13 protein-coding genes, 1 other RNA gene and 1 pseudogene are annotated in these 10,017 nt (G+C 54.7%); 10 read left to right on the forward strand and 5 right to left on the reverse strand.

The annotated features are described in order from the left end of the window. Nucleotides 1–217, forward strand: a transfer-messenger RNA (tmRNA) gene (ssrA, locus tag M7R55_RS05575); the annotation flags it as partial. Nucleotides 218–391: 174 nt separating this feature from the next. Further along, entirely contained in the window at nucleotides 392–1,651 is a 1,260-nt protein-coding gene (locus M7R55_RS05580; protein WP_298219275.1) for an integrase arm-type DNA-binding domain-containing protein, read from the forward strand. A 19-nt stretch (nucleotides 1,652–1,670) separates the two neighbouring features. Here M7R55_RS05580 and M7R55_RS05585 read toward each other — a convergent pair whose 3' ends face one another. Beyond that, nucleotides 1,671–1,940 (reverse strand): hypothetical protein, encoded by a 270-nt coding sequence (locus M7R55_RS05585; RefSeq protein ID WP_298219277.1) that lies wholly within the window; start codon nucleotides 1,938–1,940, stop codon nucleotides 1,671–1,673. Nucleotides 1,941–2,386: 446 nt separating this feature from the next. Between M7R55_RS05585 and M7R55_RS05590 the strand changes: the two genes are divergently transcribed. The 7 genes from M7R55_RS05590 to M7R55_RS05620 all read left to right on the forward strand — a co-directional run bounded on the left by M7R55_RS05590 (nucleotide 2,387) and on the right by M7R55_RS05620 (nucleotide 7,651). After that, entirely contained in the window at nucleotides 2,387–2,560 is a 174-nt protein-coding gene (locus tag M7R55_RS05590) for a hypothetical protein (RefSeq protein ID WP_298219279.1), read from the forward strand. Between the two features lie 11 nt (nucleotides 2,561–2,571). Further along, a complete protein-coding gene (locus tag M7R55_RS05595) occupies nucleotides 2,572–2,799 on the forward strand; it encodes a hypothetical protein (protein ID WP_298219281.1) in 228 nt (75 codons plus the stop codon). Between the two features lies 1 nt (nucleotide 2,800). Continuing rightward, nucleotides 2,801–3,469, forward strand: coding sequence for a helix-turn-helix transcriptional regulator (locus M7R55_RS05600; protein WP_298219283.1), 669 nt, complete (start codon nucleotides 2,801–2,803; stop codon nucleotides 3,467–3,469). A 13-nt stretch (nucleotides 3,470–3,482) separates the two neighbouring features. Further along, nucleotides 3,483–4,331, forward strand: coding sequence for a ubiquinol-cytochrome C chaperone family protein (locus M7R55_RS05605; RefSeq protein ID WP_298219285.1), 849 nt, complete (start codon nucleotides 3,483–3,485; stop codon nucleotides 4,329–4,331). A 119-nt stretch (nucleotides 4,332–4,450) separates the two neighbouring features. Further along, nucleotides 4,451–6,598: a hypothetical protein gene (locus M7R55_RS05610; protein ID WP_298219287.1), complete on the forward strand. Its 2,148-nt coding sequence runs from the start codon at nucleotides 4,451–4,453 to the stop codon at nucleotides 6,596–6,598. A gap of 11 nt (nucleotides 6,599–6,609) precedes the next feature. Continuing rightward, nucleotides 6,610–7,026 (forward strand): hypothetical protein, encoded by a 417-nt coding sequence (locus M7R55_RS05615; protein WP_298219288.1) that lies wholly within the window; start codon nucleotides 6,610–6,612, stop codon nucleotides 7,024–7,026. Nucleotides 7,027–7,420: 394 nt separating this feature from the next. Further along, nucleotides 7,421–7,651 carry a hypothetical protein gene (locus tag M7R55_RS05620; RefSeq protein WP_298219290.1) on the forward strand — a complete coding sequence of 77 codons (231 nt, stop codon included), beginning with the start codon at nucleotides 7,421–7,423 and terminating at the stop codon, nucleotides 7,649–7,651. A 65-nt stretch (nucleotides 7,652–7,716) separates the two neighbouring features. Here M7R55_RS05620 and M7R55_RS05625 read toward each other — a convergent pair whose 3' ends face one another. From M7R55_RS05625 to M7R55_RS12235, 3 genes and pseudogenes are all read right to left on the reverse strand, one after another. Next, nucleotides 7,717–8,016: a hypothetical protein gene (locus M7R55_RS05625; protein ID WP_298219292.1), complete on the reverse strand. Its 300-nt coding sequence runs from the start codon at nucleotides 8,014–8,016 to the stop codon at nucleotides 7,717–7,719. Beyond that, on the reverse strand, nucleotides 8,006–8,653 hold the full coding sequence (locus M7R55_RS05630; protein WP_298219293.1) for an integrase domain-containing protein: 648 nt from the start codon (nucleotides 8,651–8,653) through the stop codon (nucleotides 8,006–8,008). Before M7R55_RS05630 ends, M7R55_RS05625 begins: the two co-directional genes overlap by 11 nt. Before the next feature lie 51 nt (nucleotides 8,654–8,704). Beyond that, nucleotides 8,705–8,917: pseudogene (locus tag M7R55_RS12235) on the reverse strand (hypothetical protein); the annotation flags it as partial. 421 nt (nucleotides 8,918–9,338) lie between these two features. Here M7R55_RS12235 and M7R55_RS05640 point away from each other — a divergent pair. Beyond that, entirely contained in the window at nucleotides 9,339–9,482 is a 144-nt protein-coding gene (locus M7R55_RS05640; protein ID WP_298219297.1) for a hypothetical protein, read from the forward strand. 198 nt (nucleotides 9,483–9,680) lie between these two features. Here the strand turns inward: M7R55_RS05640 and M7R55_RS05645 are convergent. Beyond that, a partial coding sequence (locus M7R55_RS05645) for a helix-turn-helix domain-containing protein (RefSeq protein ID WP_298219299.1) occupies nucleotides 9,681–10,017 on the reverse strand: 337 nt, incomplete at its 5' end.

Below are 10,017 nucleotides of genomic sequence, written 5' to 3' on the forward strand. Positions count from 1 at the left end.
GGCACGCTGATGGGCCGGGGTGGCAACACCTGCAAGGTCATCCACATCAGATCGTGATTCTGTGCGCCGCGCGCAAAATCATTAAATCCAGCGGATCGCCAGTTCAGAAGCATGTCCATCTGCGTCTGGGCGGTTAAAACCCAATGATGGCACTAAGCATGTAGAGCTTGCGATGGAGAATTTGCGGACGGGGGTTCAATTCCCCCCGGCTCCACCATTAGCACGTTTCAGGCGTTTCCACAACGCTTCAAATACAATAAAAAAAGATGGAATATCAGGCACTTAGCATGAAAATGCGGTGCCTGGTGTTTCACGCTGTTCCTTGCGTTGCCAGCAATTCATGCAGTAACTTTCGCAGTAACTGATCTGCGCGAAGAAGGAGTTACTGCACATGGCCTCAAACCTACTGACTGACGCTGCGCTCAGACGTGCGCAACCTCTCGACAAGCCGCAGCGCATATTTGACGGCGACGGGCTTTATCTGCTGGTCCGCCCCGACGGTAAGAAGTGGTGGCGCTTCGACTACAGCTACGCCCGCAAACGTCAGACCCTCAGCCTTGGCGTCTATCCCGATGTGACTCTGGCGCGAGCTCGGAGCCGCGCTGCGGAGATCCGTCAGCAACTGCTTGATGGCATCAACCCCAGCGCCGCACGCAAGGCCAGTAGGGTTGAAGTCGCGCCTGCGGAAGCTGTGGCAGGCGGTGTGTTGGCCGCAGATAGCTTTGAGGTCGTCGCTCGCGACTGGCTCAAGCGAGTGCATGCAGTCAAGGTAACGCCCGGTCATGCGGACCGGACAAGGCTGCGTCTGGAACAAAACGTATTCCCCTGGCTGGGCGCCCGGCCTATCGGCTCCATCCGCCCGCCTGAGTTACTGGAATGCTTGCGCCGGGTGGCGGATCGTGGCGCGATTGAGACAGCACATCGTGTCAAGCAGGCCGCTGGTCAAATCTTCCGCTATGGCATCGCCAAGGGTGCATGCGAACGTGACATTTCCGCCGATCTGCGCGACGCCTTGCCGCCGCCGCTGGTTGGGCATCATGCGGCGATTGTGGAGCCTGTCGAGTTTGGTGGGTTGCTGCGCGCAATCGATGCCTATCGGGGGCATTCATCGGTGGTTTACGCGCTTCGGCTATCCGCGCTGGTCTTTCTCCGGCCTGGTGAACTGCGGCATGCACGCTGGGAAGAGATTGACCTGGACGGCGCGCTGTGGACGATCCCCGCCACGCGCATGAAGCGCACCAAGCAAGAGAAGATCAGCGGCCAGCCGCACTTGGTGCCGCTTGCAACACAAGCCGTCGCGCTGCTTCGTGAACTGCATCCAGTCTCGGGACGCAGTGCGTGGGTGTTTCCGTCACCGCGCAGTTATATGCGTCCCATCTCAGAAATTGCGGTGTTAGCCGCGCTCAAGCGCATGGGCTTTGATGCCACGGCCCACGGGTTCCGTGCCTCTGCCAGAACGATGCTGGCGGAGCGTCTAGGTTTCGATGACCGGGTGATCGAGGCGCAGCTTGCGCACTCCGTATCCGATGCGCTGGGCCGGGCCTACAACCGGACTGAATTCGTGGCGCAGCGCGCGGCCATGATGCAGGCTTGGGCAGACTACATGGACAAACTCAAGGCCGGTGCAGACGTTGTGAAGTTGAGGGCATAGGGCTTGTTCCGGTGTCTGTTCACTTTGAATACCGAGTGAACACCGCGAGGGCACTCCCCGTGATGAGGTCAGCAAGCCGTGCCAAAAGCACCGACTCTTTGCCGACATCGACCAAGATCAGCAAGCGCCACGCCGTAGCTGCATCCCGGCAGAAGCGGCTGCCTGGGCCGAAGAAAAACCGTGCGAACGCTGGGACAAGATGCGGTGTTTGGTATTGCAACGTGCCGACAAGCACCGGGCCTGAGCCGAAATCATCGAGGACGCCAGCTTGCCTAGCCGCCCGCGACAATCAGTCTACCAAAGCGGTGAAAAGGCCGGTATGCTGGTTGGCACCACGGCTCAGCTCGGGCCAGAGTCCGGGCGATGGGACAGTTTGGCGCAAATGGGCTTGTTTTTAACTTTGCTGACCGTACACGACTGTCCCCAAGTTGCACCCATCCCTACGCCAGGGCCTCATTCTCTCGTGTGACAATCACCGCATGTCCAAGTGTGCAATGCAGGGGGGGTAGCGGCTGAGCTATTGATCCGGCCCGGTGATGTATTCGCTTTTTTCCGCCGTCTTTACTGAGACGCGCCCGCATGGAGTTCAGAGCTCATAGGGTCGGAGCGATAGGCATTAAATAACATTTAAAGTTGTTACAACTTTATTTGGTTTTTTCCCTTATTTTCGTTTTTTGATCAAATAAGATTGCTCCATCTTCAATGCGCAGAACGCGCAATCAACCGGAGTCAATCATGCTTCTCATCCCAGTTGTCGCCTTCTCTGTCGTCTTTTTCGCGGTCATCAAGGCCGCGTTGGCCGCCTTCGGAGCCATCCTTGGCGCTGCTGCTGCCCTCGCCCTGATCGCTGCGGTCTTGGGGTCCTTGATCCTCAGCATCATCCGCGAAGCAAGTAGCCGTCACGCCTAAGGAGACTCGACATGAACAGCTATTCCAAAGCCAACCAAACTTTCAAGCCATTCCCCGGACTCGGCAAGCTCGGGGAAATGGCCGGTGAGTACACTGCCGAAAAGCTCGGTTTATCGGAAAATGGCAAGGGCGTTTGCCGCTCCATCGGGCACTACACATTTGAAGTCGCAGGCATTGCCCTTGCTGCCCTCGTGACGCGAAAACTAGGGTGCTTTTCAACCGGCAGCCAAGGATTGTGAGATGGCGAAGCGAGCCCCAACGGAATTAGCGCAAAGCACGCGCCACGTTTTCCGCAGCTTTGCGCAAAATTTGCGTCAGGTCGTTGAGACGATTGAGGATGACGGCGCAGCAACTCAAAGGCGTCGCGCCGGCATCGGGGGAATGACCAACCAGCAATTGGCCGGAATCGCTGGGATAAGACCCTCGACCCTGAGCAAGATCATCCCAGCCAGGTCAAGCGATATTGAAGACCAAAACATGAGCATGGATTCGGTCTGCCGGCTTGCTGATGCACTGGGCATGTCCCCTGCGTTGTTGCTGATGACGCCTGAGGATTGGAAAAGCCTGATCTCTGGGTTCACCTTTGTCTTTCAAATTCTGCAAGCTTCAGATGAAAAGAAAGAGGAGCTAGGACTTAATGCTGCGTCACGATACCTGATGGAAGATTCGAGTCCAAAAATTGACGAACTCGCCAAGTACAGCAATCGGCTTGCGATGGAAGTTCTTGAAAGCAATGGCACGTCCCAAGAAAAGCGCACAGAGATGGAGGCGGGTATTCGCAAGTGCGTCGCAATGGCCATGGCGCCAGGCCTTGACCCTAACGAGCGACTCATGGTGTTGATGCTTGCCGCAGCGATCGGGCCAGTATCAAGACCCCAGAACAACCCGACCTCGAGCGAAACGACCTAAGAACTGAAAAATCATGGCCATCAAAGAAGAAATTGAAGACAAATTGGTGCTCGAGGTGCTGCAAGCCAGTTCGGCGGAGAACAAAGCGCCACTTGTGGAGTACATCACCGACAACGAGAAGGGCAGGATCTCGCTGAGTTCACAATCATTTGGCAAATTGATTGCCGCCAGGGCATCTGGAAACTTCACATCGGAGGCGGATCGGCTCATCCTTGAGGAAATCCAGCTCTTTGGCGGTAACAGCATTGCGAACCTGCTGCGCTTCGGAGAAGGTGTGTCCTACGCCGCAGTGGTCCAGGACGTGGCCGTCAAGGTTAAAGCTGATGTTCGCAAAGGAACCTGCGAGGAGATGGAGCGCGCCATTCTTGTCAAGGTGCTAGAAAAAGCTTGGGAAAAAATGACTGAAGATGAACGCTCAAAGTTCACAACAAAATTCACTGAAAAAGCTGTTGGTGTCGGCCCTGCTGCTCTCGCTGCAGTCGTTGCTGCCGCCAAACTAGGGGGGTTTGCCACGTATGAATTGGCCGCTATCGTGGCCAATGCCATCTCCCGCCAGATCATCGGCAAAGGCTTGGGGTTCGCTGCGAACGCCACATTGATGGGAACCATGGGGGACGTTCTCGGCATCATGGCCGGCCCGTTCGGATGGGCAATCACCGGCGCTTGGCTTTTAGCTGACGTAAGCGGCCCCGCCTACCGCGTCACGGTTCCCTGCATTCTGCATATTGCCTTTCTAAGGCTGGCAATTAATAACCAAAAGAAAGTGTGCCCCAATCAACAATGCAATTTCATCAATGATCGTAATGCGAAATTTTGCAGCAATTGTGGAACACCACTTGCGCATCTCGTTGCGAGCAATTAAATCATGCCCGTGCGCGACAATTGGTGCGTACGTCAGCCTCATCTGATGCGAGGCAGGCTCAATTATGTTGTTAATTTCCTTGAATGCGCCAATTCCGGCAAATCATGGAACTCAAAAATATGAAATACAATCTGAAAATAATCCGAGACAGTTATTCGGTCGTTGGAACGAAAGAGTGCCACATATCAGACGAACCCCAGAGTACTTTCGCATTTTCAGATACAGGCGGCATCTTTGGCGATAAGAAGGATCATTATTTATCAAGTGCCGAATTTGCGTCCAGCACTACGGCGTTTATTTGCAAAACAATCTCGGGTGATAAATATATTGCATTTTCGGTCAAGCTCAAAGATGGGAGCGTAGTGTGCAGCTTCAGCAATGTTAAACAAATTTTGCTATTTTTGCAGAAAATTTACCCAGGAGAAACTTATCCAACCGTCTACCTGCCAGCAAAGTTAAAAGAAAGTGATGCCCGTCAGTTGGACGATGTTTTCGATAATCTTGATATGGATTATTTCCCAACGGGTGAGTCCGACATAAAAAACGATTTCGAGAAAAACAACATATTACCTATTGCGTTTTCTCTCAAGAATAATCGACTGACTTTTCATACACTGCACAACGTGTCTACTGACATACCAATCGATCAACTAAAGGCGCGAGTTGAAGGTCAGCAGGTTATTTTTGCTAGCAAGATAGTTTTAGGGGATGCGATCATAGATGGTTTTGTTCTCGAGTTTCCACAGTCAGACCTCGCAACGGAGTTCGTTAATCGATTTTGTCTCGTGCAAAAACCAGTAGCGTCCGATCCTGCAGTAAATAATAATGGGCTGATAAGTCATGTGAACGTTGAAGGAATAGTCGCTGGACGCAATTTAAGCATCTCTCGCTGCGATGCGCTATTGACGGACAATAAATTGACTTTATCTTCTGCGGACATCAGTTCTGGATCATTACAGATTAATTTTTCGAATGACGATGTTGCCGTAGATGGCACATCGGATTCATTTGTTTTGAGTGACCGGCATGGCACATTGATTAGCATTTCTGCTTCCAGCGGACCATTTCACCGCGCAATACAGAACAATCGTCTGCTACAACTTGCGGCAAATCGATCCGCAAACATTGGCCCGTTTGTCGCGATCAAAGATTCGAAGTGGCCAGTTCGAATCGAGACAATCCCTGAGGGGCTCAGGTTTTCAGGGGGTGGGGATGATGAGGTCATCTTAACCCTGGAGATGCCTCCGAGATTAGAATGGATCGATTCTAAGCCGTGTTTGAGACTCGGCAACGTGGTCCTTGAAGCGCAGATTCCAATGTTGGAAGGAATCGCTGCCGCGGCTGCTACGCCAATGTTTCTCCATCGAATACGCAGTAATTTTCGAGGAGGTGTTTCCTCGTTGATCGGCCTCGAGGGAAAGTATTTCGCTTACAGCACCGTTGGAAGATTGGCGGAAGCGCATCTTGTCCTCTCGCAAGCACTCAATACGCAACAAGTATCTAACCTCAGCGAACTAAACTCACCTTACGAACAGAGCTTGCTCGTGGCTTTTATGGCTCAAAACGCTAGCAGAATGGCGCGAGATCTTGAGGCGATGATTAATTTCCTTCCCGCCTTCATGGCCAATAATGATAATCGATTGCTAGAAGCTTTGAATTTAAGTACATTGCATAATTCACGCAACATGGAGGCAGCCTGCCAGCGTGCGTTGTCTGCAGTTGCGCCGCTTGTATCACATTTTTACCGTCTTGATTCTTACACTGCCAAGTTTTATAATCTTCGGAAAAATCTCAAACATCAAAATGGTTGGTCACGCTACATTCCGCTTGGTGTTAGCGCCGCCGCAGCGTTAACCCTTAACCCCATCGCATGGGTTGGCGTTGTCCAGCAGAGTGCATCGTTATTATCGCAGACCGGAGCTCGAGAGTCAATGGAGGAGTCTGGCATGAGTGAGGCTTTTACCAACTGTGCCGAGGAATGGACTCATATCATCAACTCACTGCTTCCTTTTGCTGCATATCGATTTTCTCAAGATATTTACCCTGTCCGACTTAGTCTCGCGGCTCTGCTGCTTTCAGCTCATGAAAAAGCCAATGAAACGGAGCGCGAACGTATCGAATATTTTGTGGCTCGTCGCCTGGCTAAAATCTCGACGTTTCTAGACTTTCCTTTGTCTCTCGAAAAAAACTTGACTCGCGAGGATGCAGTGGATTTTATTTTTCGGCTTCAGACCTATGCCATTCACCCTGACCTGCGGAATTTCTAAAAGGCACCACCATGTTCGACAATCCCTTTTTTCCATACCTAGGCGTCGATTCAAATAACGATTCATATAGAATTTCATTTCAAGATTCGCTCGGGCATACATTAGCAACTGCCGATCGCTTTGGAGATGCAACATTCCTACACGATGAAATTGGTCGAAATATAGGCAGCATTCAGCACTTCACCCCCGGCTTGGATTTCATTAAAGATTCACTTGGGCATAGCGAAGGAACGATACATAATTTTCAAGGAACAGCAACGATAACGGATAATCTTGGTCATGTTGAAGCTTCGGCGCATCAATTTGGAGATCATACTGTCGGTTATGACGCATCAGGTCACCAGACTATGGATATTCATCATTTTGGTGATAGCTTGGTGGCTACTGATCCCACAGGCCATGTATTATGGACAAGTCATGGGACTTGACACGCCGCCAGGCACATTAAAATCACAGTTTTTGAGAAGAATTGAATCGAGAATGCGCTAGGCCGTAAATCAAGGGCTTCGCGTTCTTGGTTCTGTTGCTCGATTGATGGTGTTTAATTTGTGTGCCACCAGGTGAGTTTCGAGAACGTCCGACTGTTAGCCGTGATCGCCAGACAAGACCCACCTGACCCTTCGGGATTTTGAATCTGGGCCGCGAACAAGCACGCCTGAGACACCGATGCGGCTATTCGTCTGCCATGTCTGTCTTCAACGGCCAGTCAGTCTTGCCCTATTGTACTCATACTTGCCGTACCCACAATTCCCACCCACCATTAGTGACGTGTACACATCACTATCGTCTTGTCGGCGATGCAGCGTCAATCAGGAGAAAACCATGGATTTCATGACGGGTGTTTATCTGGCTGCTGGGCTGGCCGTGGCTCTGTCGATGGCGTCGGTGGCGTTCGTGGCTTACTTGGCCGATCAGCCCGGCGGCGTCATCGAGATCGGCACGCCGCGCTGGGTCATGCCGAAATCAGTTGCTTGCGCCATGCATCTCCAACGCGGAGAAAAGCTGCGCTGGACGGTGCAGGACGACGGATCCGTGCGCGTGGAAAAAGCCTAGCTGCGCGGGCAAGCCTGCCCCCAGCGCTTGGGCGTCAAGAACAATAGGCGCCACGAAGGCGCAGATTACCCTGCCTCGAAGATCATCCGCTCCATGCACTGGCTGGCAGACTCCCCACCCTGACGCAGCCGGCGCAGCCGAGCATAGGCCTCGGCGCTGATCTTCACCGTCCTGGTCCCGTCCTCGACCCGCTGCTGGGGCTCGACTTTCACCAGGACGCCGGCGACAGCTTGATATTTGGTGCCCGACTTGGGCAGCCCGTTCAGGAACGTCCCATCTTGGCGCCCCTCGATCTGGATCGATTCAGGTTGATCGGGGTCCCCGCGCATCACCGCCACCACGCGCACTTCATCTTCAGGCTTCATCGCGCATCCCCCTCAAATACACCATCCGCACATACCGCCCTCGGCCGCTGCCATGCCCCAAGTCCTCGGACAGCCGTCGCACCGCCTCGGCCGGCGCAAATCCTTCACGCTGATAGGCACGATAGCGGTCCTGCGCCCAGGCATAGCGCAAACCATGCGAGGCAACGTCCCCCACCAGCCCGCACGCCGCACAAGTATGTCGGTAGCGGTCACGCGCCGCCTTCAAGCTGCTTGCCTCCACAAGCTTGCCGTCATGGCGTTGTGCAAGGTCTTGGGCCGCACGCACCGCAGCCAAGGCGCGTTCCCGCAATCCCTCGGGGACAACGGCCGTGCGCGTGCGTCCGCCTTTGGCTCCTTCGCTGACCGTGATCGGGCTGCTCCGCACAAGGCAGCGATCCCACGCCGCCAGACTGCCGGCGGCCTGCACAGCTTCCTGCGCCCGCAGTCCCAGGCAACGCTGTAGTTCACTCAGCACGATGAACTCCACGCCGCGATCCCCTAACGCCCCTGCATGCGCCTGCGCCGCCGTCAACTCGGATTCAGTGACGGCACGATGTTTGCCGACGCGATCCCCCGGCCTGGACGCGATGCCGAGCGATGCGTTGGACCATTCCGGCGAGTCGGCTTTCGAAGCCATCCCCGCGCCGCGCATCGCGGCGCGGATGTGGCTGAGTTGATTTTGAAGCGAACGAGGACTGACGCCTTGCTGCTGCAGGTGCGCGATGTACTGGCCGATCTGCTTGCGCGTGATGCTGGCTGGCGCCAGATCGTGAAAGCGGCGTTCTTTGGCAAAGGCTTGCAGCCGCGCAAAGCAGGCATGGCGTTCCTCCCGGGTTCGGGTGGACTTCTTGCCCTGGTTGAGGGCGGCTTGCATCCAGGTGGCAAGGACTGAAGTTTGCATCGAAAGACTCCTGAAAACGAACACCGAACCAACATCAAAACCAACCAGCACGACAGCCGACAAGTTGAGGGGATGGCGCCCGGCTGATCCTCCCCCGGCAAGGAGAGGGCAGCGTGAACCCTGGGCTGTGGCGTAGCCGCAGAAACGATGCGGAGCGTGCTCAGTTGAAACAGCATGAGCGGGCTGAAGGGCGGGGCTAGAAAAATGTGGCGCGCGAAAAAAGTCAGCGGCGCGCGTTCGTCACGGATGGATGCAAGGATGGTGCAGGCGTGCGTCACGTGGAGCACGTGACGCACTTGTCATCGAAGAGTTTTGCGGGCAAGGCCCGATCTGGCCGCATCGAGGCGCATTCCCATCGACGCCATGGCGATGGAAACGGCGAGTCGTCCGCGCCCTTTCGTGCAAGCAGGGAGCGGACGCGATGCGTTCAGGATTTACGGTGCTTGTGTTTTGTCCTCGGCATCACCGAGGGACATGGCGCGAAGCCATGTGGCATGAAGCTGGCATGGGCCAGCAGTTCATCGAGCGCGAGGCGCGTTCGTCGAATCAGGAGCAATGGCGCTGAGCCAATCGTCGGTCGCAAGCCGTGCTTGCGGGGTACTGCCGTGTTCCGCTTCTGCGGGAGGGTCAATCCGGCACGCTATGGAGCGTATGCGTGAGTACTTTATCCTCATTTTCGTTTGTGCGCAATGCATAGCGGCATGAATGGATGGTGCAGACGACGGCATCAAGGCATGCTGTCGGCCCCCCTTGGGTTTCGGGTTCAAGGCCGTTGCCGTTCGTCGTCGCCCCCAGCCAGGACGCCTAGGATTTCCTCACCGCGAAAACGCGGATTTCGACTTCCTATCCCAATACGGACAGGGCGTAAGACCCCGGCCTTTTGATAACGCCAGAGGGTAGTCCGGCTGATTTTTAGCCAGGTTCTCACCTCATCAGGGGTGTAGAGCTGGCCGGCTTGAATCTCGATCTGTGCGTGATGCATCGCGTTGTCCTGTTCGAAGAACACGCCGGTTTTTCTGAAGGGATGCACAGCGCGCCAAGCGGGGCGTGAAAAAAACCGCCCGGCGCTGCCTGCGCGGGGCGGTTTGCAGTGCGGGATC

Source organism: Halothiobacillus sp. (genome assembly GCF_027346185.1).
In the GTDB taxonomy this organism is placed as follows: Bacteria; Pseudomonadota; Gammaproteobacteria; order Halothiobacillales; family Halothiobacillaceae; genus Halothiobacillus.

Bases quoted from the DNA above. Each gene is read 5' to 3' on its own strand.
- M7R55_RS05590 (WP_298219279.1), top strand. From the start codon at position 2,387: ATGCTTCTCATCCCAGTTGTCGCCTTCTCTGTCGTCTTTTTCGCGGTC.
- M7R55_RS05630 (WP_298219293.1), bottom strand. From the start codon at position 8,653: ATGGCTTCGAAAGCCGACTCGCCGGAATGGTCCAACGCATCGCTCGGC.
- M7R55_RS05580 (WP_298219275.1), top strand. From the start codon at position 392: ATGGCCTCAAACCTACTGACTGACGCTGCGCTCAGACGTGCGCAACCT.
- M7R55_RS05610 (WP_298219287.1), top strand. From the start codon at position 4,451: ATGAAATACAATCTGAAAATAATCCGAGACAGTTATTCGGTCGTTGGA.
- M7R55_RS05620 (WP_298219290.1), top strand. From the start codon at position 7,421: ATGGATTTCATGACGGGTGTTTATCTGGCTGCTGGGCTGGCCGTGGCT.
- M7R55_RS05605 (WP_298219285.1), top strand. From the start codon at position 3,483: ATGGCCATCAAAGAAGAAATTGAAGACAAATTGGTGCTCGAGGTGCTG.
- M7R55_RS05595 (WP_298219281.1), top strand. From the start codon at position 2,572: ATGAACAGCTATTCCAAAGCCAACCAAACTTTCAAGCCATTCCCCGGA.
- M7R55_RS05640 (WP_298219297.1), top strand. From the start codon at position 9,339: ATGCGTTCAGGATTTACGGTGCTTGTGTTTTGTCCTCGGCATCACCGA.
- M7R55_RS05625 (WP_298219292.1), bottom strand. From the start codon at position 8,016: ATGAAGCCTGAAGATGAAGTGCGCGTGGTGGCGGTGATGCGCGGGGAC.
- M7R55_RS05615 (WP_298219288.1), top strand. From the start codon at position 6,610: ATGTTCGACAATCCCTTTTTTCCATACCTAGGCGTCGATTCAAATAAC.
- M7R55_RS05600 (WP_298219283.1), top strand. From the start codon at position 2,801: ATGGCGAAGCGAGCCCCAACGGAATTAGCGCAAAGCACGCGCCACGTT.